Source organism: Corynebacterium senegalense (assembly GCF_900411315.1).
In the GTDB taxonomy this organism is placed as follows: Bacteria; Actinomycetota; Actinomycetes; order Mycobacteriales; family Mycobacteriaceae; genus Corynebacterium; species Corynebacterium senegalense.
On sequence record NZ_LS990887.1, the window covers coordinates 1,554,515 to 1,578,034 of the forward strand.

The following is a 23,520-nucleotide window of genomic DNA, read 5'->3' on the forward strand; positions in this document are numbered from 1 at the left end:
CGATGCTGTCCAGGTCACACTCGCGCCGAAACGTGTCTTAGGCTTCGCCCAACGATCTGGCTATCCGAAAGGGTTCACGGTTCCCATGAGTAACACCACGTCCTCAGGCGGCGGCTTCTCCGTCCGCCACCTCAACTTCATCGCGCTTGGCTCAGCCATCGGCACGGGCCTGTTCTACGGCTCGGCCGGCGCGATCCAGGCCGCCGGCCCCTCGGTCCTCCTCGTGTACCTGCTCGGCGGCGCGGTGGTGTACTTCATGCTCCGCGCCCTCGGCGAGATGGCGGTGCGCCACCCCGTCACCGGTTCCTTCGCCGAATACACTCGCGCGCATCTGGGCGGGGCGGCCGGCTACCTGACGGGCTGGATGTTCGCCTTCGAGATGGTCATCGTGGCGCTGGCGGACCTCACCGCCATCGGCATCTACATGGGTTTTTGGTTCCCCGACGTGTCGCGCTGGGTGTGGATCCTCACCGCGCTGCTCATCGTCGGCGCGGCGAACCTGGCCGCCACGAAGGTCTTCGGTGAGCTGGAGTTCTGGTTCACCATCGTCAAGATCGGCGCGGTCGTGGCCATGATTGTGGCGGGTGCTGCAGTGCTCGTCTTCGGCCTGTCCAACGCCGAGACCACCGGCCCGCAGAACCTGGTCAACGACGGCGGATTCTTCCCCAACGGCGTCGGCGGCATGATCTCCGCCTTCATCCTCGTGCTCTTCGCCTTCGGAGGCACCGAGATCATCGGCGTGGCCGGCAGCGAGGCCGCGGACCCCGCCCGCGCGGTGCCCAAGGCGATCAACACCGTGCCCGTGCGCATCCTCCTGTTCTACGTGCTGTCCATCCTGGTCATCCTGATGATCAACCCGTGGCGCTCCATCACCGGCGAGGAGTCGCCCTTCGTCCAGATCTTCAGCGCGCTCGGCGTGCACTGGGCGGCCGCGCTGCTCAACGTCGTGGTGATCACCGCGGCGCTGTCCGCCATCAACGCCGACACCTTCGGCGCCGGGCGCGTCCTCACCGGCCTGGCCAAGCAGAACCTCGCGCCCGCCGTGATGGCCAAGACGGTGCGCGGCGTGCCGATGATGACCACCGTCATCCTCCTGCTCGTCATGGCGGTGGGCGTGGTGCTCAACGCCCTGATTCCCGAGTCCGTCTTCGAGATCATCGCCTCCCTGGCCACCTTCGCCACCATCTTCGTCTGGCTGATGATCCTGCTCGCGCACATCGCTTCACGACGCCACATGAGCCCCGAGGAGGCCAGGCAGCTGTCCTACGGTGTGCCGCTGTGGCCGTGGGGGCAGTACTTCGCCGTGGCCTTCATCCTCTTCACCTTCGGCATCATGGCGTGGCAGCCGGACTTCCGCCTGGCCCTCGGCGTGGGCGTGGCCTTCAGCGTGATCTGCGTGGCGCTGTACTACGCCACCGGCCGCCACAAGGTCGCCGGCGTGAACGACAAGGTCCCCGGCGGAGCGCAGGTAGGCTGACCGGCATGAACACTGTTGAAGGCGAGCTCTACACCCCTCCCGCCGCCTGGTCCGGCCGCGACGACGGCCCGGGCCCGGAGCACGCGCGCTGGCACAGCGCCATCGACACCTCCGGCTCCGGCGCGTGGCGCGACTCGGTGGCCGTCCTCGGCTTCGCCACCGATGAGGGCGTGGAGCGCAACGGCGGGCGCCAGGGCGCGGCCCGCGGCCCGGAGGCGCTGCGCGCCGCGCTGGGCGGGCTGGCCCTCCACCACGCGCACCCGCTCGTCGACGCGGGCACCGTCACCACCCAGGGCGCGGACCTGGAGGGCGCGCAGCGCGAGGTGAGCGACCGGGTCCGCGAACTGGTCGGGGCGGGCAACCTGGCCGTCGTGCTGGGCGGGGGACACGAGACCTCGTTTGCCACCCACCGCGGCGCCTACGAGGCGCTCGGGCCGATGCACGTGATCAACTTCGACGCCCACTTCGACCTGCGCGAGGCGGACCACCCCACCTCCGGCACCCCCTTCCGCCAGATCGCGGAGCTGGCCGGGGAGGAGTTCGACTACTCCGTCTTCGGCATCTCGGAGGCGAACAACACCGCCGTCCTCTTCGACACCGCCCGCCGACTCGGCGTGAACACCGTGCTCGACGTGGAGCTCGCCGAGCTGAGCCCGCGTGAGTGCGCCGTCGCCGCGGCAGCCGCGGTGGAGGGCGACAAGCCCATCCACCTGAGCATCGACCTCGACGTGCTGCCCGCCGCCGTCGCGCCGGGCGTGTCGGCTCCTGCGGGCTTCGGGGTGGGCGTCGAGAAGCTGCGGGCGATGGTGACCGCCGTGGCCGCGACGGGGCGGGTGGCGCTTGTCGACGTCGTGGAGCTGAACCCGGACTTCGACGTCGACGGGCGGACCGCGAAGACCGCGGCGCGGCTCATCCACGACATCGTGGACGCGCACGTCGCGGCGGTCAGCGCCGGCTGAGGGGCGCACCGGGGATGGGACTGGGCGAAAAAATCGAAGACGTTCGTCAAAACGGCGAATTTAACCGGCGGGCTGCATATATTTAGGAGCAATTCCCACCCCATCCCCTAAGGAGGCTCCCATGGAAGGGATCCTGACCACACTCAACGACCTCATCTGGTCGAACTGGCTGGTGTACCTGTGCCTCGGCGCGGGCGCCTACTTCACCCTCGCCACCGTCTTCCTCCAGATCCGCTGCATCCCGGACATGATCAAGCAGATCTCCCAGGGCGAGAAGTCCGAGGCGGGCATCTCCTCGTTCCAGTCCCTGATGATCTCCCTGGCCGGGCGCGTCGGCGTGGGCAACATCGCCGGCGTGGCCACCGCCATCGCCTTCGGCGGCCCGGGCGCGGTGTTCTGGATGTGGACGGTGGCGCTGCTCGGCTCGTCGACCTCCTTCATCGAGTGCACGCTCGCGCAGATCTACAAGGAGAAGGACCGCGACACCGGCGAGTACCGTGGCGGCCCCGCCTACTACATCGAGAAGGCCTACAAGCACACCGCCGCGCGCCCGTTCGCGCTGGTCTACGCCATCGTCTTCGCCGTCTCCATGATCCTGGCCACTTCCTACTTCCTGCCTGGCATCCAGGCCAACGGCGTCGCCGCGGCGATGGAGAACGCCTGGTCCGTGCCCACCTGGGTCTCGGCCGCCGGCATGTCGCTGCTGCTCGCGGTGATCATCATCGGCGGTGTCAAGCGCATCGCGACCTTCGCGTCAATGGTCGTGCCCTTCATGGCGGTGATCTACATCTTCGTCGCCATCGCGGTCCTGTTCACCAACGCCTCCCAGGTCCCCGAGGTCTTCGGCCTGATCTTCCGCTCCGCCTTCGACAAGGAGGCCGCTTTCTCCGGCTTGCTCGGCGCGGCGATCATGTGGGGCGTCAAGCGCGGCATCTACTCCAACGAGGCGGGCCAGGGCACCGGCCCGCAGTCGGCCGCCGCCGCCGAGGTCTCCCACCCTGCAAAGCAGGGCTTCGTCCAGGCCTTCGCCGTTTACGTGGACACGCTGTTCATCTGCTCGGCCACGGCCTTCATCATCATCTCCACCGACATGTACAAGGTCTTCGAGGGTGAGTCGGAGGACGGCGCGGTGCGCTACGCCGGGTCGCTGCCCGACGGCGTCCCGGTCGGCCCCGGCTTCGTCCAGGAGGGCCTCAACTCCTTCGCCGCAGGCATCGGGCCGTCGTTCGTCGCTCTGGCCATCATGTTCTTCGCCTTCACCACGGTGCTGGCCTACTACTACATGTCCGAGGTCAACTTCGCCTACCTCAACCGCTGGGTCCACAACGACACCGCGCGCCGCGTGATCATCTGGGCGCTGCGCGTGCTCATCGTCGTCTCCGTGTTCATCGGCGCGACGAGCACCCCGGGCAGCGCCTGGGCGCTCGGCGACATCGGCGTGGGCACCACCGCCTGGCTCAACATCGTGGCCATCCTCGTGCTGCAGCGCCCCGCGCTGCAGTGCCTGTGGGACTACCGACGCCAGAAGAAGGCCGGCCACGACCCGCAGTTCGACCCGGAGGCTCTGGGCATCCGGAACGCCGACTTCTGGGAGCAGCGCAAGGCGGACATGGTCGCCGCCGGCACCTGGCGCTCGTAATCTCTTAGGCGCTCCCAGCGAGCTAGCGCAGCGAGGAGAACAGCGCCTCGGCGGCCACGTCGTCCCACACGAGGACGTTGCCCACCTCGGTGTCCACGAACCCGCCGACCGGCACCGTCTCGGTGGCCAGCCCGCCGCGCATCGCAAGGGCGATGCGGGCGAGGTTCCAGACGTGGTCGCCGGTGTTGACCGTGAACATCGTGGGGATGCTCAGGGCGAGCGGGATGAAGCGGAACGGGTTGAGCAGCACCCACGGAGAGGTCGCCTTCTCCGTCAGAGCCCCGAGGAACTCGCGCTGGCGCGCCACGCGGTCCAGGTCGCCCTGGGCGGTGGCGCGGGTGCGTACGTAGCCGAGGGCGGTCGGGCCGTCGAGCCCCTGGCAGCCGGGCTGCAGGTTGATGTTGGCCAGTGGGTCGTCGATAGGCTCCGCGACGCAGACGTCGACCCCGCCGACGGCGTCGACGACCCCGGCGAGCCCGCCCATGCCGATCTCCGCGTAGCGGTCCACCCGCAGCCCCGTGGCCTGCTCCACCGTCGCTGCGAGCAGCTTCGGGCCGCCGTAGGAGAAGGCGGCGTTGATCTTGTCGGAGCCGTAGCCGGGGATCTCCACGTAGGAGTCGCGGGGAATGGACACCAGCGTCGCCTGCCCGGACAGCGGCAGGTGGAGCAGCATGATCGTGTCGGTGCGGGTGCTGCCGATGTCGCCGCCGGTGCCGAGGCGCGCCGCGTCCTCCTCGCTCAGGCCCTGCCGCGAGTCGGAGCCGACGAGCAGCCAGTTCGTCCCGGCGGTGTTCTTGATCCGCTGGTCGGGCAGCGCGTCGACGCGGGTGAGACGCGCGTCCGTGACCAACACGAGCGCCAGCAGCAGGGCCACGACAAGCCCGAGGATCGCGGTGCAGCCGGGCGCTTTGCGACGCCTCGCCCGCTCCACCGGAACCCGCGACGACGCGGCCTGCCGCGAGCGCGACACCCGCATCGGTGCCGGCTCGGGCGCAGGTTGCTGGGCGGGGCGCTGCGTCGGGCGCTGTGCGGGGCGCTGCGTCGGGCGCTGTGCGGGGCGCTGCGTCGGGCGCTCGGCGCGGGGTGCGTAGGGAGTGCGCCGCGGCTCGTAGCGCGTCTCCTCCGCCCGCGGCGGCAGCTGCTGCCGGGGCCGCTCAGCTCGCTCGGGCCGCTCAGTTCGCTCGGGCCGCTCAGCTCGTTCGGGCCGCTTGGGTTGCTGCCCGCCGGTGTTCCTGCGGCGCACGGGGCGGCCGTAGCGGTCGACGATGGGCCTGCCATCCTTGCCCAGTACGTATTCCCCCAGGTTGTCCCGGGGGTCGTTGGAGTGGGGGGTCTGCGGCATGCTGTAAGCCTAAACCACCGTTCAGAGTCCGAGCCAGGACAGGTCGAGCAACTGGTAGCCGAGGTAGGCGGTGGCGTCGATGAAAAAGTGCCCCAGGATGAGCGGCCAGATCCGCCCCGTCCGGTGGTAGTAGCCGGCGTAGACGACGCCCATGACGACGTTGCCGAATCCCGCCGAAACGCCCTGGTAGAGGTGGTAGGTGCCGCGCAGCACGGCCGAGGCGGCGATGGCGCGCCCCGGCGACCACCCCAGCTGCTTCAGCCGGGTGAGCAGCCACATCACCACGACGGTCTCCTCGCCGAAGGCGTTGGCGGCGGACCAGAGCAGGAGCGTAGGCAGGCGGGCGGCGTCCGTGGCCACCACGATCTCCTTGGTCCAGCCGAAGTGCAGCGCCGCGACGTAGAGGACCAGCCCCGGCACCCCGATCAGGGCGGCCAGCCCGGCACCGCGCAGCCAGTCGCGCGCCTCCGGCGCCTTCAGCCGGGTGCCCAGCAGGTACAGGGCCAGGGCGCCCCAGGCGAAGAGGGAGAGCGCCGAGACGGCCTGGAGGGCGAGGTCGAGCCAGGAGAGGGAGGATTTGGCGTCGTTAAGCGTGATGCGTTGCTGGTTCAGCGGTGCGGGGGAGAGCAGCGAGTTGATCAGGTTGAGGGTGGCGCGCAGCCCGCTGGTGCCGAAGGTCACCGCCAGCACGATCGCGATCTCGAGGCGGGTCCGATCCCGGGAGGTCATGCGATAACTTTAAGGCATGACGCGCATCAGCTACCTCGGTCCCGCCGGAACGTTCACCGAGCAGGCTCTGTGGGCCTTCGGCGTCCCCGGCGCGGAACCCGTGGCGGTGGATTCGCCCGCGGCCGCGCTTAGCGCGGTGCGCGCGGGCGAGGCGGATTACGCCGTCGCCGCCATCGAAAGCTCCGTGGACGGCTCCGTCACCTCCACCTCGGACGCCCTCGTGGAATCGCCCGGCGTGCAGATCTACGGCGAGACCGAGCTCGACATCGCCTTCGCCATCATGACGCGCCCCGGCGAGGGGCTGGACGGGCCCCGCCGCTTCGCCTCCCACCCGGTGGCCTACCAGCAGGTCAAGAGGTGGGTCGGCGAGAACGTGCCGGGCGCGAGCTTCGTCCCGGCGGCCTCCAACGGCGCAGGCGCGCGCATGGTGGCGGAGGGGGAGGCCGATGTCGCCGCCGCGCCGCGCCGCGCTGCCGAGCTCTTCGGGCTCGAGGTCCACGCCGACGGGGTGGCCGACCTGGAGACGGCGCGCACCCGCTTCCTGCTGGTCGGGCCGCCCGGCACGCCGACGCCGCGCACGGGCAACGACCGCACCACCATCGTTTTCCAGCTGCCCAACGAGCCCGGCACCCTCGTCGCCGTGCTGCAGGAGTTCGCCTCCCGGGGCGTCGACATGAGCCGCATCGAGTCGCGGCCCACCCGTAAGGTGCGCAACACCTACGACTTCCATGTCGACCTCGTCGGCCACATCGAGGACGAACCGCTCGCGGAGGCGCTGCGGGCGGTATACCTTCGGGCGTCGAAAATTGTCTTCCTCGGGTCGTGGCCGCGCGCCCACGGGGAGGCCGCGCCGACCGACCTCGGCCGGCGGGCTGCCGCGAACGAGTGGGTGCGCCGCGCCCGGGAGGGAAAGTAGATGCTGATCCTGCTGCGCCACGGCCAGACCTCCTCCAACATCGACCACAAGCTCGACACCCTCCCGCCCGGCGCGGAGCTGACCGACCTGGGCCGGGAACAGGCCCGCGAGGCAGGGCGGGAGATCCTCCGCGAGTTCGACGTCGACCGCGTCATCACCTCCGAGGCGCTGCGTGCCCGGCAGACCGGGGCGATCGGCTTCGGCGGGGCGTTCGCCGAGATCCCGGCGGTGCCCGGCCTGCAGGAGGTGCACGCCGGGCGCTGGGAGATGATGAACACCCGCGAGGCCCACGAGGCCTACCTCACCGCCTTCCGCGGGTTCTACCGCCGCGACCTCGCATCGCTTATCGACGACGGCGACTCCCTCGACACCTTCCTCACCCGCTACCGGGCGGGCCTGGACCCGTGGGTGGACCGGGAGTCGACGACCGTGGTGGTGAGCCACGGCGGGGCGATCCGCGCGTTCGCGGCCAACGCCTCCGCGGTCGACCCCGTGTTCGCCGAGGAGTCCTACCTGCCGAACTGCTCCTACGTCGTGCTCGACCCGTTGGGCGAGTTCGGGTCGTGGCGGGTGGAGAAGTGGGCGGAGTACCCGCTGGGCTAGCCGTGCAGCTGGCGGCACAGCTGATGGCCGGGCCCTAGCCCCACCCGAGCTCGTGCAGGGCCTCCTCCTCCATGCCGAAGTAGTGGCCCACCTCGTGGAAGACGGTGATGCGGACCTCCTCGCGCAGCTCCTCGACGTCCGCGCAGATGGCCTCGAGCGCGTCCTTGTAAATGAACACCGCGTCGGGCAGGTACCCGGAGTGGTTCGCGTGCTGCTCGGGCAGGGGCACGCCCACGAACAGGCCGAGCAGCTCGGGGTTGTCCTCGTTCGCGGGACGGGCGAGGACGACCAGGTTGGTCATGGCGCGCGCGAAGTGCTCGGGGATGTCATCGAGTGCGTCGTCGATGAGCGCCTCGAACTCCTCGTCGCTGACGGGCTCCATCACGGCGCGGGTGAGGCCGGGGTCTCGCGCAGCGGCTGGCGCTCCGGGCGCTCGGGCGGCGGGTTGCCGTCGATGCGCAGCACGTCGCGGCCGCCGGTCGCGGAGCCGGTGAGGGTGCCGAACCTGCCGTTGTCGGAGAAGACCAGCGCGCAGTTCACGCTGCGCGAGCCGCCGTCCCAGCTGGCGGCGGGGAGAGTGGTCCAGAAGGGCTGGAGGGCGATCTGGTAGAGGTTCTCCTCCCCGCCGAGGTAGTCCTGGGCGGCCGCGGTGCACACGTCGCCGAGGTGCTTGTCCTGCTCCTCCACGCTCGGGGTGTGGTCGGGGAACACCGTGCCGAGGTTGACGGTGGAGGTGATCTCCATCTGGTGCGGCTGGCCGCAGTCGACCACGCCGATGGAGTTGGCGGCGTCGATGGCGGCGCACTCCCCGGCGGTGAACACGCGCGCCTGGTCCTGGGTGGCCACGGTGCCGGTGGTGAGCGTGGGCACCCCGGCGGAGTCGGTGACCTGGAGCCCGCAGAGCATGGTGCGGTCGCCGCGCGCCCAGGCGTCGGCAGGCGGAAGGATCGAGGCGATGGAGTAGCGCCCGTTGTGGTCGTAGACCCCGTCGAGGTAGCGCAGCGTCGCCGCCCCGCACAGCTCCTCGCGCAGCTGCGCCTGGCGGGTCGGGTTCGGCGGCTCCGCCTCGGGGCCGAACTCGGAGGAGGGGAACGTGGCCAGGTCCTCGCGGGTGGAGACCTCGAAGCGGTGCTCGGCGTCGCAGGGGGTCTGCTCGAAGCCGGAAATCGAGCCGTCCTCGGCCACCTGCCAGGTCAGGCAGGAGCCGGAATCGGCGGTGGTGAACGGCGCCGCCGGCTGCACGCCCGTGGTGGGCGGGACGGAGCTGGCTGCGGAGCTCGCCGATCCCTCCCCGGTGGGGGAGTCGGACACGGCCGCGTAGGATGCCGCCCCGACCGCGCCCGCCAGGAGGGCGAGGAGGGCGGCTCGGGCGCCGGTGGTTGCAGAAGCCATGTGCCCCATTCTGCCCTACCGGCGTTTTCTATTCCGCAGTGCGCCCGACTCGGGTGGTCAGCCGGTAGCGGTCGGTGCGGTAGACCGAGGAGCAGAGCTCGACGTTGTGCTCGCCGCTGCGGGCGTAGCGCAGGATGTGGAGGAGGGCGGCGCCGGCGGGGACGTCGAGAAGCGCTGCGTTGGATTCGCTGGCCTCGACCGCGGTGACGGTTTGGTCGGCCTCGGTGATGCCGAGCTCGTAGTCCTGCTCAAGGAGGGTGTAGACGGAGTTGTAGACGTCGTTTTCGAGCAGGTCGGGGACGAGCTCGCCGTTGTACCAGGCGTCGTCGATGGCGTAGGGCTCGCCGTCGCCGAGGCGCAGTCGCCGCAGGTGGATGTGCTGCACCCCGGGGTCGGTGCGGAAGAAGGAGGCGACCTCCGGCGGCGGGGTGGCGCGACCCGAGAGCAGAATTTTCGACGACGCCTGGACGTGCTGGGCCTTCATTTCGTCCGAGAAGCTGGCCAGGTGCAGGTGGCTGACCAGCGGGCTGGGGGCGACGAACGTGCCCTTGCCGCGCACCCGGCGCAGCTTGCCCATGGCCACGAGGTCCCCGATGGCGCGGCGCACCGTGATGCGGCTGACGCCGTAGGCCTCCTCCAGGACGCGCTCGCCCGGGATGGGGTCGCCGGGGGCGAGCTCGTCGTCGCACATCTGCTCCAGGATGAGGCGCAGCTGGGCGTGCTTCGGGACAGGTCCGTCGGAGATCTGCATGTCGCCATTCTACTCCGGGTGGTTATTACCAGTCCACAGCGAGAGCGACCCGCTAGAGTAGGGAGGCGTGATTGATCTCAAATTCCTGCGCGAAAACCCCGACGCCGTCCGCGAATCCCAGCGGGCCCGTGGCGAGGATCCCGGCCTCGTCGACCAGCTGCTCGCCGCCGACGAGGTGCGCCGCAGCTCCATCCAGGCGGCCGACGAGCTGCGCGCCGAGCAGAAGGCCTTCGGCAAGAAGATCGGCCAGGCCGCGCCGGAGGAGCGACCCGCCCTGCTCGAGGGCTCGAACGAGCTGAAGGAGAAGGTCAAGGCTGCCGAGGCCGCCCAGGGCGAGGCGGAGGAGCAGGTGCGCCGCCTGCAGTACTCCATCGCGAACGTGGTTGAGGGCGCGCCCGCCGGCGGCGAGGAGGACTTCGTTGTCCTCGAGCACGTCGGCGAGGTCCCCCAGTTCGACTTCGAGGTCAAGGACCACCTCGACCTCGGCGAGGCGCTCGGCATCATCGACATGAAGCGCGGCACCAAGGTCGGCGGCGCGCGTTTCTACTACCTCGTCGGCGACGGCGCGTGGATGCAGCTGGGCATGCTCATGCTCGCCGCGCAGAAGGCCCGCGAGGCCGGGTTCAAGGTCATGGTCCCGCCGGTGCTCGTGCGCCCGGAGATCATGCAGGGCACCGGCTTCCTCGACGAGCACGACGAGGAGATCTACTATCTCGAGCGCGACGACCTCTACCTCGTGGGCACCTCGGAGGTGGCCCTGGCCGGCTACCACCGCGACGAGATCATCGACTTAAGCGACGGCCCTCTGCTCTACGCCGGCTGGTCCTCCTGCTTCCGCCGCGAGGCCGGCTCCTACGGCAAGGACACCAAGGGCATCCTGCGCGTCCACCAGTTCGACAAGCTGGAGATGTTCGTCTACTGCAAGCCCGAGCAGGCCAAGGAGATGCACCAGAAGCTGCTCGGTCTCGAGCGTGAGATGCTCGCCGCCGTCGAGGTGCCCTACCGCATCATCGACGTCGCCGCCGGCGACCTCGGCTCCTCCGCGGCCCGCAAGTTCGACACCGAGGCGTGGGTGCCCTCCCAGAACACCTACCGGGAGCTCACCTCCACCTCGAACTGCACGACCTTCCAGGGGCGTCGACTGGCAACGCGCTACCGCGACGAGGACGGCAAGACCCAGACCGTGGCCACCCTCAACGGCACGCTGGCGACAACGCGCTGGCTCGTGGCCATCATCGAGAACAACCAGAACCCGGACGGCTCCGTCACCGTGCCCGAGGCCCTGCGCCCGTGGGTGGGCAAGGAAGTGCTGGTGCCCTAATGGCCCTCATCGAAGGACAGTTCGTTGTCGACCCGAGCTACGCCGCCGCCCCCGGGCACCCGACCGAGTCGCGCGAGCGCTTCTACAACCGCGTCATCCGCGTTGCCAAGGCCGTCTTCCGTGCCCAGGGCACACAGACGACGGTGCACGGGCTGGACAACCTCCCGGCCGAGGGCGGCGCGCTGCTGGCCATCAACCACACCGGCTGGTTCGACTTCATCTTCGCCGGGATGGGCCCGCACCTGAAGGGCAGGCGCCTGGTGCGCTTCATGGCCAAGGCCGAGGTGTTCAGCAAGCCCGTGATCGGGTGGCTGATGCGGGGCATGAGGCACGTGCCCGTCGACCGCTCCGCCGGGGCCGGGGCGGTGGACCGGGCCGTCGAGTTCCTCGCCGACGGCGGGCTGGTGGGCATCTTCCCGGAGGGGACGATCTCGCGCTCCTTCGAGCTGTCGGACTTCAAGACGGGCGGCGCGCGCATCGCCCAGCGCGCCGGGGTGCCGCTCATCCCCTGCGTGATCTGGGGCTCCCAGCGCATCTGGACGAAGGACCTGCCCAAGCGCCTCGGCCGCACGAAGACCCCGGTGATCGTGCGCTACGGCGCCCCGGTGCCCACCGACGGCACCCCCGAGGAGGTCACCGAGCGGCTCAAGGCGGCGATGTCCGAGCTGCTGGACTCCTCGCGCGCCGAGTACGCCGAGTCTTTCGGCCCCTTCCCGGAGGGTCAGGCCTGGATGCCGAAGTCGCTCGGCGGCGCCGCCCCCACGCCGGAGGAGGCCGCGGAGATCTACGCCCGCGAAAAAGAAGCGCGCAAGAAGAAGGCGTGATGCGGTGATGGCCCCGAGACTGATCATCAGCGACATCGACGGCACCTTCCTCAACAGCAACGGGCGAGTCACCCCGCGGCTGCGCGACGTGGTGATGCGGGCCGTGCGCTCGGGGGTCCACTTCGGCCTCGCCACCGGCCGGCCGCACCGCTGGCTGATTCCGGTGCTGGACCAGCTGCCCGTCAGCCCGGTCTGCGTCTGCGCCAACGGCGCGGTGGTCTACGACCCGTCCTCCGACTCGGTTCTCGAGTCATTCGAGCTGGAGCCCGACGTGATGGCCGAGATCGTCGGGGCCGTCGACTCCGTCATGGCACCTCTCGGCCTGCCCTACGGCTATGGCGCGGAGCGGGTGGGGCAGTCGGCCCTCGACCCCGAGGACGAGGTCTTCCTTGTCACCCCCTCCTACAACCCGGACGCGTGGGATTCGCGGTTCGGGGTCGTGCCCGTCGCCGAGCTTATCGACGTCCCCGCGGCCAAACTCCTCGTCCGCTGCCCGGAGCTGGTCTCGGCCGAGATGTTCGACCTCATCGCGCCGGTGGTGGAGTCCGAGTCCGCCCACGTCACCTACTCCATGGACGAGGGCCTGCTGGAACTGTCGCGCCCCGGGGTGAACAAGGCGACGGGCGCGTCGATCCTGGCGGCCCGCTACGGGGTGGAGCCGGGCGAGGTGATCACCTTCGGCGACATGCCCAACGACTGCGAGATGCTCGCCTGGTCGGGCATGGGCGTGGCGATGGCCAACGCGGCCCCCGTGGCGCTGGAGGCGGCGGACCACGTCACGGCCAGCAACGACGAGGACGGCGTGGCCCAGGTGCTCGAGCACTGGTTTTAGGGGCTGATGCGGCTCCGCCGCGGCCGGGGTTTCCTAAACTAGCCGCTATGCCGTACATCGCCGCCATAGATCAAGGGACGACATCGACGAGGGTGGTCATCACCACCACGGAGGGGCGGGTCGTCTCCCAGGCCCAGTTCGAGCACGGGCAGATCATGCCGCGCCAGGGGTGGGTCGAGCACGACCCGATGGAGATCTGGCGCAACACGCGCCGGGCGATCGCGGAGGCCCTGGCGCAGAAGGACATCACGGAGGGCGACATCGCCGCCCTCGGCATCACCAACCAGCGCGAGACGGCCGTGGTGTGGGACAGGGAGACGGGCAAGCCGGTCTACAACGCGATCGTGTGGCAGGACACCCGCACGAACCACGACGGCGACCCGGCCCGCCACATGCGCACCACCGGCCTGTTGCACAACTCCTACCCGGCGGGCCCGAAGTGGGCGTGGATCCTGGACAACGTCGAGGGCGCGCGCGAGCGGGCGGAGCGCGGCGAGCTGCTGGCCGGCACCATCGACACGTGGCTGATGTGGAACCTGACGGGCGGGGCCAGAGAGCCGGAGCGCGCGGTGCACCTGACGGACGTGACCAATGCCAGCCGCACCCTGCTCATGGACCTGAACACGCTGGACTGGGACGAGGCGCTGTGCGACGAGATCGGTGTGCCGCGGGTGATGCTGCCGGAGATTCGGGCGTCGATAGGCGAGTTCGCGCGTGTGCGGCCGCGGGGGCCGTTCGCGGGCGTGCCGATCACCGGGGTGCTCGGCGACCAGCAGGCGGCGCTGTTCGGGCAGGGGTGCCTCGCTGAGGGGGAGGCGAAGATGACCTACGGAACGGGGCTGTTCATGCTGCTCAACACGGGTGGCGCGGTGCAGCTCAGCGAGCACGGGCTGCTCAGCACCGTGGCGTACCAGCGCGCCGGTCAGGCCCCGGTGTACGCGTTGGAGGGCTCGGTGGCCGTGGGTGGGTCGCTGATCCAGTGGTTGCGCGACCAGCTGGGTATCCTGCGCACCGCCGCAGAGTCGGAGAGCCTGGCGCGCCAGGTGGACGACAGCGCCGGGGTGGTCATCGTGCCGGCGTTCTCGGGGCTGTTCGCCCCACGCTGGCGGTCCGACGCCCGGGGGATCATCACGGGCCTGACCCGCTTCGCCGACCGGCGCCACATCGCCCGCGCCGCGCTGGAGGCCACATGCCTGCAGACGCTCGAGGTGGTCCGGGCGATGGAGCAGGACGCGGGGGTGGCGATCGACGAGCTGCGCGTCGACGGCGGGATGACCGACAATGACCTGCTCATGCAGATGCAGGCCGACATCCTCGGCGCGCGCGTGGTGCGCCCGGGCAACATCGAGACCACGGTCATGGGCGCGGCCTCGGCGGCGGGGATCGGGGCTTCGGTTATCGACGCCCCACTCACCCTCGGGGAGTCCACTTCCTGGAACAACGAGATAGCCGGCCCCGTGAGGGACCGGCTTGTCTCGGCGTGGAAGGACGCTGTGGGCAGGTCCTACGGGCTGGGCTAATCCACGTTGATGTCCACGGCCTTCGTCTGCGGGTTGAAGGCGATGTGGCCGCCCTGGAAGTCCACCCGGACGAGGTCCTGGGCGGGGGAGTACTGGTCCGAGGTGGGCAGGCCGAGCGGGCCGCCGTCGAGGCCTTGCTGGAGCCAGGCGTCGGCAATCTCGCCGACGAGGGTGTGGACGTCGCCGCCGGAGTTCCTGATGGCGATGCCGTTTTCGAAGAAGGCGTAGCTGTTGCCGCCCACGCCGGCGGCGCCGGTCAGGGTGCCCAGCGTCGGCTCGAGCTGAGCCCAGGATTCGGCGGCCTCGTCCTTGCCGGCGAACTTGAGGATCGGCCCGATGTACGGGGTGATCTTGTCCAGGGTCAGGCCCGGGAGGATCTCGATCCCGCCGACGGTCTGCGCGCCGCCGGGCAGCAGGTCGTACTGCGCGGCGAAGAGGATGAGCACGCCGGCGATGGTGCCCGCGGCGCCGGCGACGGCGACGGGATCGCCCTCGGCCAGGCCGGTGAGGTCGAGGCCCTGCAGCTGGCTCGAGCCCTCCGGGGCGGTAACGGTGGTCGTGCCCCCGTTGGGGTTGGGCACGGTCTCCTTCGGGCGCGGGGTGTCCGGCGCAGTGAAGTCCGTCCCGGCCTTGACCGAGGTGGCCTTCGCGGCGGCGATGGTGCGGATCGCGCCGAGCTGGTTGTAGAGGTAGTCGCCGGGGCAGGTGTTGTAGTGGAAGTCGCGGTGGGCGTTGATGTTGTTGAACGTCGCGCCCTGGCCGGCGGCGTAGCGGCTGCCCTGGAAGTTGAAGTCGGCGGTGTGGAAGCTCTTGCCCATCGGGTCGAAGCCGGCGACGGCGGCCTTCCAGCCGATGATCTCGCCCATCGCCTGGATGGAGGCCTGGGTCGGTGCGGTCTTCTGGTAGTCGCCCAGCATGGACACGCCCCAGGTGTTCTGGTTGAAGCCGCCGACGTGGGCGCCCTCGACCGCCTTGTCCAGGCCGCCGGAGCGGCCCTCGTAGATGTTGCCGTACTTATCCACCAGGGCGTTGTAGCCCACGTCGCCCCAGCCGAGGGTGTTGGTGTGGTAGTCCCAGATGCCGCGGACGATGCCGGGGGCCTGGGCCTCGGTGTAGTTGTTGGAGCCGGCGGTGTGGTGCACGGTCACGGCGCTGACCGGGTCGGTGTAGGTGGGGTGGCTGGCCCAGCCCGCGCCCCACTGTGCGCGGGAGATGACCTTGGGCATGCCCTGCGCGTAGGTCTCGGCAACCGGGGCGATGTCGCCCTGGGCAGTGCCCTCGCCGCCGTCGAGGAAGATGGCGTCGAGGTCCTTGGCGGTGGTGGGGGCCTCGGACTCGGCGCGGCCGTCCTCCATGAGGTCGACGTTGCCGGTGGAGACCTGGATGCGGGTGGTGGGCTCGACGAAGATCGGCTCGGTGCCGAACTTCGCGGCGTTGGGCACGGACTCGGCCTGGTCCATGGGGAACCACTCGGACCAGGAGCCGTCCGCCTTGTGGGAGCGGACGTAGGCGACGATGTCGCGCTCGCCGGTCCAGGTCAGGCCGAACATGGTGAAGGGCGTCTCGCGGGTGAACTCCTTGACCACGCGGCGCTCCTGGCCGTCGCCGCCCTGGGTCTTCACGGCGGCGTCGTCGACGGTGACGTCGGCGCCATCGGCGAAGGAGGTGCTGGAGGAGGAGACCTCCATCGAGCCCTGGCCGATGGACTGGACCTGGAGGATCTGGTTGCCGCCGATGGCGGTGACGGCAACGAGGGCCGCCGAAACGAGGGCGGCCATGACGGGGTTAACCCGCGAGGATGACCTGGTGAGTCGTCGTCGTTGTTGCACGGTAGGGGCTCCTGTGGCAAGTGTGAAAACAGTTAATCAATGTGCAGTGTAGAGCACCGACAACCCTAAAGGAAGGATTGAGACTTCTGGGTGTGTCGCGCGTCGGGGCGTCGTGAAGCGAATGTGCGAAAATGGGGCCATGACTTATGACCTCATCGTTGTTGGATCCGGGTTCTTCGGCCTCACCGTCGCCGAGCAGGCCGCGAGCGAGCTGGGCAAGCGCGTGCTCGTGGTGGAAAAGCGCGGCCACATCGGCGGCAACGCCTACTCCGAGAAGGAGCCCGAGACCGGCATCGAGGTGCACAAATACGGCGCGCACCTGTTCCACACCTCCAACCAGCGCGTGTGGGAGTACGTCAACCGCTTCACCGATTTCACGGATTACCAGCACCGCGTCTTTGCCATGCACGACGGCACGGCGTACCAGTTCCCCATGGGGCTGGGCCTGATCAACCAGTTCTTCGGCCGCTACTACTCGCCGGAGGAGGCGAAGAAGCTCATCGAGGAGCAGCGCGAGGGCCTCGACCCCGCAGCCGCGACGAACCTGGAAGAGCGCGGCATCGCGCTGATCGGCAAGCCGCTCTACGACGCGTTCGTGAAGCACTACACCGCCAAGCAGTGGCAGACCGACCCCACCGACCTGCCGCCGGAGATCATCTCGCGCCTGCCGGTGCGCTACACCTTCAACAACCGCTACTTCAACGACACCTACGAAGGCCTGCCTGTCGACGGCTACGCCGCGTGGCTGGAGAAGATGGCGGCGCATGAGCATATCGATGTACGTACCGACACCGACTGGTTCGAAGTCCGCGACTCCATCCGCGCTGAGAACCCCGACGCGCCGGTGGTCTACACCGGCCCGCTTGACCAGTACTTCGACTACGCCGAGGGGCGTCTGGGCTGGCGCACCCTCGACTTCGAGCAGGAGGTCCTCGAGGTCGGTGACTTCCAGGGCACCCCGGTGATGAACTACAACGACGCGGACGTGCCGTACACCCGCATCCACGAGTTCCGCCACTTCCACCCGGAGCGGTCTGAGTACCCGTCCGACAAGACGGTGATTGTGAAGGAGTACTCCCGCTTCGCTTCGGAGGATGATGAGGTGTACTACCCGATCAACACCCCGGAGGACCGCGAGAGGCTGGAAGCCTATCGACGCCTCGCCGCCGCCGAATCCGAGCAGCACAACGTCCTGTTCGGCGGCCGCCTGGGCACCTACCAGTACCTGGACATGCACATGGCCATCGCCGCCGCGCTGACCTTGTTTGACAACCAGCTGCGCCCGTTCTTCGAATCCGGCCAGCCGTTGAGCCAGCCGCGCGGGCACTAGGGGCTGAAGGCAACCTTGCCGTCATGGAAGGTGCTAAGATGCTGACGGCGCATTCAAATTTTCGAAGGTCAGGTGCTCACTTGGAGTCGTGGTCGACTGGGCGTTCATTCGCAGAATTCCGGGAGCAGGTTCAAGGTGTTGAACGGGATCCTCAGAAGTTCCTAACTGCATATATGCTGGATGGTCCTTGCTTTGCGATTCCAAAAATGCCGAAATACTCTGCGTTTCGTCATGAAGTGGCTGAGGTGCTCAGTCCTACCAGTGACCTTGGTTGCACCATCTTAGTGGAAGGGGTCCGGGTTGTCGGGAGCGGCAAGCTAGGTTACTCCTTGAATCCGAAACAGTTTTTCAAACCCTTCGATGCAGCTAACGGGTCGGATTTAGACGTTGCTATCGTTTCGGAAACACTCTTTGAGAAATCCCTGGAGGACCTACAGGCCATGAAGTTCCATCAGGAGCTAAATCGCAGTCTGGTTGGAAAACCGCTGTCGGAAGCGCATTTCCGACAGATTTATATCCTAAGGTCGATCTTGGACGGTTTCGTACCACTTGAAAGTGTGCTCACCAGGATGAGATATGGACAGCAGTGGTCCAAAGCAAGGGATTCGCTAATACAGACTCTGGGATCTGGCTATGAAGACATAGAGATCAACTTTCGTCTCTACAAATCGTCGGAGCATCTGAGGGCTTACCAGCTCAGATCGATTGAACGTGCCATCACTGAACTTGATAAAAGGAACGCAGCTAATGGACGCATTTAGCATCGAGTCGAAAACCGTCGCTGACTTCTGGGGCATGCATCAGCGTGACGAATTAATTCTCCAGCCAGACTATCAGCGCAAAGTCGTCTGGCCGCAAGAGGCTAAAGATTCGCTTATGGAAACGATCTTGCTCGGCTACCCTATTCCGGAGATCTACCTAGAGTACGCTACGGACGCTGAAGGTAATCAAACTGTTTCTGTAGTGGATGGGCAACAGCGTCTGAGCGCCCTGATTCATTTTCTATCGAACGATTACAGCTTGGATTCACTTTCTGATGAGCGTTCGCGTGAATTTCACGGAAGATACTTCAAGGATCTTTCGGAGGACGTAAGAATGGCGTTCTTTCAATACACATTTCCGGTCCGCAAATTGCTTAATCTCAATGATGAGACCGTTAGGGAAATCTTTGCTCGAGTGAACAGGGTCAACATGACCCTGACGAGTCAAGAGATTCGCAACGCCTTGCTGCCTGGCCGTTTTATGGATTTCCTTCGTGACTGCGTAAGCCATCCGGTGAATCAAAGGGCGGGGCTGTTCAGCGTTACAAGGCAGATGAGGGGAGGTGACCTAGAGTTCTATGCAGACGTATTCGGGTCCTGCCTATTCGGGATTCCTAATAAGCGCAAGGGTTTCGATGAGAGGTATAACACACTTTCCGAAGACTTTGATGCCTATTCCGATGAGGCAGACAACTTTATTGCACTGCTAACGCTGATTGAAGACATTGTTAAATGGTCGCCTCGGACCCGCTGGTCCAACATTGTTGACATGTACACACTTCTCCTAGCCTCTTACAGTTTGTTCTCTGAACTGAAAAGCTTAGATGATGCGGGACGTGAGAAGGTTGCGGGTGCCCTGGATAGTTTTCAAGCGGCTGTTAACGAAAAGAAGAGAAGATCCGGGGGAGAGGATGGTCTAGCCAGTTTCGCAAAGCAACTCGGAGTGAGCCTTGAGAAGGCCCGCGATTGGGTGGTTCAGTATGAGACCGGAATCCGTAACTCGTCAGACCTAGGCGCAAGGCGGAATCGAAATCAGGCTCTAGTCGAGGTTATGCGAGAAGCTTTTGCGTAAGCCGGCCGTCGATCTTTCTTCTCGGGGCCTACAAATGCGGTATGGCACTACCGCTTGTCTCCTGCGGTAAGGATAAAAAACGCGACGTAGAGTTCCTTGCTGTCAGATCGGGTGGGGGCGGATCTTCGAATTTCTGACATCACCTAGCGTGCGTGGCGCGCCTCCCAGCGGTCTCGGCCGGTGCCGCTCTGTCGGTCTTCCAAAAGCACGCCCGCCACTACTACGAGGAAGGCAGAACGATCGCTTGGCAGCGTGCACACTAGTGAACAGTGCCCACGCCTGTAGACGATCTCGAAAAAGCCGAAGCTTGCCGCGGTCTACAGCAGGGTTGATTTGGCGTCAAGTTGGCATACTTTTCTCGAGGTAGGGAAGAACTTCTGCCCCGGCACGAGAGGCACCGTGCGGGGGAGCAGGATGGTCGCGCGGTAGTTGATAGCTCCTCTGCTATCGGGATTCACCATTCGTAAATGATACTCATTTCCGCGGTATAGGGCACCATTATCTTCGTCTGCGTTGAAGATACATTAAACCAAAAGGGTCATTATCCGGCGGAATGGTATGGACAGGATTGGCCAGCCGGTTCGGCAGATTGCTCACCGCAGGTTTGACTCGGCCGGTGTCAAAAATTCCTAGGATGGCCAGAATCCATAGAAAGACGCGGCGTCGGAAACTCGCCGCTCCGAGGAAATACATCACGTCGGGTACCCAGGGCAGCGATGAATGGAAGCAGTAATGTCGATTGCTGCTTTGGATCCGTAAGCGCTCTCATCAAGGTCGGGTGTTGTGGCCAAACACTCCGCTATCATGACCCCGCGTGGGAACATTCATAGCACTAATCGGGCTGCTTCTAGCCACCGTCCTCGTCGCCGCAGTAGGTGAGCGCACCGGCCTGCCGTGGCCGGCGCTTTTGACCGTGGTGGTGGCGCCGGTCATCTTCATTCCGGGCATTGACACGGTGTCCATCCCTCCGCACCTGATCCTGCCGATCTTCCTGCCGCCGCTGTTGTGGTCGCTGGCCCGGCGCACGAGCTGGGGGCAGATCCGCTCCCAGCTCAACGTGGTGCTGACCATGTCCGTCATCCTGGTGTTCCTCACCATCGCGGCGCTGACCGCCACGGCGATGTGGATGCTGCCGGGGCTGAGCCTCGCCGCCGCGATGGTCCTCGCCGCCGCGATCGCGCCGCCGGACCCGGTGGCTGTGGACGCGGTGGCGGGCCCGGCTGGCATCCCGAAGCGCATCACCAGCACCCTGCAGACTGAGGGGTTGTTCAACGACGCCGCCTCCATCGTCACCTTCAACGTCGCCATGGCGGCGGCGGTGGCTCACGGCGAGGTCGACTTCACCAAAGGGTTTTTCCAGTTCCTGTACGCGGCGGTCGCCGCCGTGGTTATCGGCCTGGTCGTGGGCCGGCTGGCCGCCATGTTCGCTAACTCCGTGCCGGATTCGGTGATCCGCACCGCGTTTACCTGGGTGCTCCCGTTCGCCATCTACGCGGGCTGCGAGGCCATCGAGGCCTCCGGCGTCATCGCTATCGTCATCGCCGCAGTGGAAATGTCGTCGCGCTCCGCCATGACCGCCGAGGACCGCCTGACCGGCCATTCGTTCTGGGAGACGGTGGAACTGCTCTTCACCGGCGTTGCGTTCGGCCTGATCGGCATGAGTGTGCGCGACGCACTCGACACCGCCGGCACGCACATCTGGCAGGCGGTGCAGGTCGGCGTCGTCTTCTCGGCGGTGGCTTTCGCTGTCCGGTTCGCCTGGATGTTCGTGCTGTACAAGATCAACCAGAACATGCACCACACCAATGTCTCGCCGCTGCGGATGCAGGAAGTGCTGCTCATGGCGTGGGCTGGCATGCGCGGCCTGGTCACGTTGGCGCTGGTGCTAGCTATTCCCGCGTCCACAACCGCGTACCACCACGAGCTTTCGGTCATCGCCCTGACCGTGCTCACCTGCACGATGGTGGTGCCCGGGCTGCTGCTCCCGTGGCTCGTGGACAAGCTCGACTTGCAAAACGGACCGGGCGGGGACAAGGCCGTCGAGGAGCTGAACCAGCGCGCCTACGCCGCTGCGCGCAAAGCGGTGAAGCAGCACGGCGAGGAGTTCGCGCCGGAGGCCTACGCGATGGTGCAGGAATGGCTCGATTCCATCGCGGAGAAGCGCCTGCAAGACCCCGAGGGCTCCGAGGAGCGTAAGCAAGCCTTCAAGCGCGCTCGCGCCGGCGCTCTGCAGATGCAGCAAGTGGCACTACGGGCTGCGAGTAGGGAGCTGCAGCAGGCGCGCCGGGAGCGCCAGTACAATCCCGCCGATGTCGACGCGGTGCTGGCAGACCTGGACAAGCTGATCCTCGCCCGCGACCGCAGCGCGCTCGCCGCACCCAGCACGCTGTGGGAGCCGGAAGAGTAGCCGCCCAAGGGTAGGGCTCAATTGCTTATCGACGAGCCTCCGGAGCGCCGCCGGTATCGCCCCCACCGAACTCGCGGCGGAAATCCCCGTCCCAGTCGATGTCGCCAACCGTCTCAGGCGGGGAGGCGTGGCCGAACTGGCGGTCGCCGTCGGCGTAGTGGGTCTCCGGCAGGCCGTACAGGTCCTGCTCGAGCGTGTCGGGGTGGCGGTCGTTGGCGGCCTGGATGCCCATCACCAAAAACACTGCGCCCGCGACGGCGGCGGCGATGCCGGTGAACACGGCCGTCGGCCCGGACAGGAACGCAAACGACAGGACGGCCACCACGATCAACGCCACGGCAGCGGCGTAGTTGCGACCCGAGGAATTGCCTGTGCTGTTCATGGGGCCGAGTATTCCAGAGCGGAAAGGTCGGCGCGGAGCATCGGGACGCTCTGGATCACCATGTAGATGCCGACGATGGCGGCGATCCAGAGAAGCGTCACTTTTGCCTCGTACTCGAGGCGGGGGATAAGGCGTTCAAGCCGCGGGAAAAACTTTTGGCCGAAGAGCAGTGCGAAGGTAGCGAGGACACCTGTTGGCACGATCATAATGAGGCAGTAGATGCCCACGGCTCCAGCCTTTGCCACGGATGGGATATCCCAGCTGCCGATGATGCCCATCGCTGCGATGTACGGCAGCATCGTCGCCGCCTCGGTAAGCGATGCGCCGAGGCCCAGGGCGACCATGCTTGGAACACTGCTTATTGCGCTGGCCGCGTGTTTCGGCAACTGCCCGGGTTCGGGCTTCTTGGGGTTTGGTGCGAAGATGCCGAAGATCGCAAGGGCCGCGCCCAGTATCAACGTGATCCATGGGAAGACGTCGGTCTGCGTGACCCGTTCGGCGACCGAGCCCAGGCTGGCGAACCCGAGGAGCAGTCCCAGCCCGAGGAGGAAGTAGACCGCCGCAACTGTGACCAGGTACGTAGCCAGCGCTGGCACTCTCACAGCGCGCCAGTGGACGATGAGCGCGAGGGGGATGACAAGGGTGCCCAGGCTCAGGCTGTCAAGCAGCGCCAATCCAACAACGGGGATGACCGAACTCATGGGGATCTCCGGATCTCTCGTACGAACGTACTGCGACTTACGAACGTACGAGAATCTAGACTGGGGTGCAACCATGAATGACTTTTCCCTGGACCATCAGTTTTCAGAATCGGCCGCGGCAATTGCAGACGCCACTATCCGCATCATTGCGTCGCGGGGGCTCGATGCCGTGAGCGTGCGGGAGGTGGCGAAAGAATCCGGGTTCGCCGCCGGCTCGGTGCAATATCATGCTCCGAACAAGGACACCCTGCTGGCGCACGCGTTCATTCGCTCCATTCAGCGCCAGGGGGAGCGAGTGGCTGCAGTTTCTGAAAGGGGAGACAAGCTCGAAACCTGGGTGACGAGGCTTGCCGAGCTCCTCCCGATCGGAGGGGTGCGTTCCGAAGACGCCGCAATCTGGGTCACGTACGGCTCCGCCTCTGCGACCCGGGACTGGATTGCGAATCTCTATACCGAGGTCCTCGAAGACTTTCAGAGCAGTGTTGTCCTTGCGCTCGGTGGTGAGGAGGCTGCAAAGCCCAAGGCACGCCTAGTTACCGCTCTGGTCGACGGCCTTACGCTGGACAATCTGCGGGTTTCAGAAGCGGAGGCCGCCCGAATCGTGGCAGACCTCCGCGTAGGCCTGGGCCTGCTCTTCGCCAGCTAACCCCCGTTGAGCCGCGAGCCACACCAAGGAAACACCTGCAGAGCGGTTACGCTTGGACTCTGACTGCCCACAATAGAAAGTGAGAGC

General features: G+C 66.8%; 22 protein-coding genes. 14 read left to right on the plus strand and 8 right to left on the minus strand.

Annotation, left to right across the window (positions count from 1 at the left end):
• Positions 1–85: 85 nt before the first annotated feature.
• From DYZ02_RS07565 to DYZ02_RS07575, 3 genes are all read left to right on the plus strand, one after another.
• Positions 86–1,477 (plus strand): amino acid permease, encoded by a 1,392-nt coding sequence (locus DYZ02_RS07565; protein ID WP_115685691.1) that lies wholly within the window; start codon positions 86–88, stop codon positions 1,475–1,477.
• A gap of 5 nt (positions 1,478–1,482) precedes the next feature.
• A complete protein-coding gene (hutG, locus tag DYZ02_RS07570; RefSeq protein ID WP_115685692.1) occupies positions 1,483–2,436 on the plus strand; it encodes a formimidoylglutamase in 954 nt (317 codons plus the stop codon).
• A gap of 121 nt (positions 2,437–2,557) precedes the next feature.
• A complete protein-coding gene (locus DYZ02_RS07575; protein ID WP_115685693.1) occupies positions 2,558–4,075 on the plus strand; it encodes an alanine/glycine:cation symporter family protein in 1,518 nt (505 codons plus the stop codon).
• A gap of 22 nt (positions 4,076–4,097) precedes the next feature.
• Here DYZ02_RS07575 and DYZ02_RS07580 read toward each other — a convergent pair whose 3' ends face one another.
• Together DYZ02_RS07580 and DYZ02_RS07585 are read right to left on the minus strand one after the other, a co-directional pair.
• A complete protein-coding gene (locus DYZ02_RS07580; RefSeq protein WP_115685694.1) occupies positions 4,098–5,417 on the minus strand; it encodes an LCP family protein in 1,320 nt (439 codons plus the stop codon).
• Between the two features lie 21 nt (positions 5,418–5,438).
• Entirely contained in the window at positions 5,439–6,146 is a 708-nt protein-coding gene (locus tag DYZ02_RS07585) for a CPBP family intramembrane glutamic endopeptidase (protein WP_115685695.1), read from the minus strand.
• A gap of 16 nt (positions 6,147–6,162) precedes the next feature.
• Here DYZ02_RS07585 and pheA point away from each other — a divergent pair, with 16 nt between their 5' ends.
• On the plus strand, positions 6,163–7,062 hold the full coding sequence (gene pheA / locus DYZ02_RS07590; protein WP_115685696.1) for a prephenate dehydratase: 900 nt from the start codon (positions 6,163–6,165) through the stop codon (positions 7,060–7,062).
• Positions 7,063–7,665, plus strand: a complete 603-nt coding sequence (locus DYZ02_RS07595; RefSeq protein ID WP_115685697.1) for a histidine phosphatase family protein — start codon at positions 7,063–7,065, stop codon at positions 7,663–7,665.
• A gap of 34 nt (positions 7,666–7,699) precedes the next feature.
• Here the strand turns inward: DYZ02_RS07595 and DYZ02_RS07600 are convergent, their stop codons facing one another.
• Genes DYZ02_RS07600 through DYZ02_RS07610 form a run of 3 tightly spaced genes read right to left on the minus strand, consistent with a single transcriptional unit; the run spans position 7,700 to position 9,808 of the window.
• Positions 7,700–8,047, minus strand: a complete 348-nt coding sequence (locus DYZ02_RS07600) for a metallopeptidase family protein (RefSeq protein ID WP_115685698.1) — start codon at positions 8,045–8,047, stop codon at positions 7,700–7,702.
• On the minus strand, positions 8,047–9,057 hold the full coding sequence (locus DYZ02_RS07605; RefSeq protein ID WP_115685699.1) for a septum formation family protein: 1,011 nt from the start codon (positions 9,055–9,057) through the stop codon (positions 8,047–8,049). The genes DYZ02_RS07600 and DYZ02_RS07605 overlap by 1 nt, the downstream gene beginning before the upstream one ends.
• A gap of 28 nt (positions 9,058–9,085) precedes the next feature.
• The gene (locus DYZ02_RS07610; protein ID WP_115685700.1) at positions 9,086–9,808 is read right to left on the minus strand and encodes a GntR family transcriptional regulator; all 723 of its coding nucleotides are present in this window, start codon (positions 9,806–9,808) and stop codon (positions 9,086–9,088) included.
• Positions 9,809–9,875: 67 nt separating this feature from the next.
• Between DYZ02_RS07610 and serS the strand changes: the two genes are divergently transcribed.
• Genes serS through glpK form a run of 4 tightly spaced genes read left to right on the plus strand, consistent with a single transcriptional unit; the run spans position 9,876 to position 14,305 of the window.
• Positions 9,876–11,129 carry a serine--tRNA ligase gene (gene serS / locus DYZ02_RS07615; protein WP_115685701.1) on the plus strand — a complete coding sequence of 418 codons (1,254 nt, stop codon included), beginning with the start codon at positions 9,876–9,878 and terminating at the stop codon, positions 11,127–11,129.
• Complete coding sequence (locus tag DYZ02_RS07620) at positions 11,129–11,953, plus strand: lysophospholipid acyltransferase family protein (RefSeq protein WP_115685702.1); 825 nt, start codon at positions 11,129–11,131, stop codon at positions 11,951–11,953. Before serS ends, DYZ02_RS07620 begins: the two co-directional genes overlap by 1 nt.
• 7 nt (positions 11,954–11,960) lie before the next feature.
• Positions 11,961–12,785 carry an HAD family hydrolase gene (locus tag DYZ02_RS07625; RefSeq protein WP_115685703.1) on the plus strand — a complete coding sequence of 275 codons (825 nt, stop codon included), beginning with the start codon at positions 11,961–11,963 and terminating at the stop codon, positions 12,783–12,785.
• A 47-nt stretch (positions 12,786–12,832) separates the two neighbouring features.
• Entirely contained in the window at positions 12,833–14,305 is a 1,473-nt protein-coding gene (gene glpK / locus DYZ02_RS07630; RefSeq protein ID WP_115685704.1) for a glycerol kinase GlpK, read from the plus strand.
• On the opposite strand, the gene DYZ02_RS07635 is transcribed toward glpK, so the two are convergent.
• Complete coding sequence (locus DYZ02_RS07635) at positions 14,302–16,083, minus strand: N-acetylmuramoyl-L-alanine amidase (protein WP_181896924.1); 1,782 nt, start codon at positions 16,081–16,083, stop codon at positions 14,302–14,304. The two genes, glpK and DYZ02_RS07635, sit on opposite strands and share 4 nt — an antisense overlap.
• Before the next feature lie 190 nt (positions 16,084–16,273).
• On the opposite strand from DYZ02_RS07635, the gene glf reads away from it, so the two are divergent.
• From glf to DYZ02_RS07650, 4 genes are all read left to right on the plus strand, one after another.
• Complete coding sequence (gene glf, locus DYZ02_RS07640) at positions 16,274–17,464, plus strand: UDP-galactopyranose mutase (protein ID WP_181896925.1); 1,191 nt, start codon at positions 16,274–16,276, stop codon at positions 17,462–17,464.
• A gap of 23 nt (positions 17,465–17,487) precedes the next feature.
• The gene (locus tag DYZ02_RS11245; RefSeq protein WP_147291491.1) at positions 17,488–18,225 is read left to right on the plus strand and encodes a hypothetical protein; all 738 of its coding nucleotides are present in this window, start codon (positions 17,488–17,490) and stop codon (positions 18,223–18,225) included.
• Positions 18,212–19,297: a DUF262 domain-containing protein gene (locus tag DYZ02_RS07645; protein WP_115685706.1), complete on the plus strand. Its 1,086-nt coding sequence runs from the start codon at positions 18,212–18,214 to the stop codon at positions 19,295–19,297. The genes DYZ02_RS11245 and DYZ02_RS07645 overlap by 14 nt, the downstream gene beginning before the upstream one ends.
• 814 nt (positions 19,298–20,111) lie before the next feature.
• Complete coding sequence (locus DYZ02_RS07650) at positions 20,112–21,704, plus strand: cation:proton antiporter (protein WP_115685707.1); 1,593 nt, start codon at positions 20,112–20,114, stop codon at positions 21,702–21,704.
• A gap of 25 nt (positions 21,705–21,729) precedes the next feature.
• On the opposite strand, the gene DYZ02_RS07655 is transcribed toward DYZ02_RS07650, so the two are convergent.
• Together DYZ02_RS07655 and DYZ02_RS07660 are read right to left on the minus strand one after the other, a co-directional pair.
• Complete coding sequence (locus DYZ02_RS07655; RefSeq protein WP_115685708.1) at positions 21,730–22,086, minus strand: hypothetical protein; 357 nt, start codon at positions 22,084–22,086, stop codon at positions 21,730–21,732.
• Complete coding sequence (locus DYZ02_RS07660) at positions 22,083–22,862, minus strand: GAP family protein (protein WP_245945712.1); 780 nt, start codon at positions 22,860–22,862, stop codon at positions 22,083–22,085. The genes DYZ02_RS07655 and DYZ02_RS07660 overlap by 4 nt, the downstream gene beginning before the upstream one ends.
• On the opposite strand from DYZ02_RS07660, the gene DYZ02_RS07665 reads away from it, so the two are divergent.
• Complete coding sequence (locus DYZ02_RS07665) at positions 22,861–23,433, plus strand: TetR/AcrR family transcriptional regulator (RefSeq protein ID WP_181896926.1); 573 nt, start codon at positions 22,861–22,863, stop codon at positions 23,431–23,433. The two genes, DYZ02_RS07660 and DYZ02_RS07665, sit on opposite strands and share 2 nt — an antisense overlap.
• Positions 23,434–23,520 lie beyond the last annotated feature (87 nt).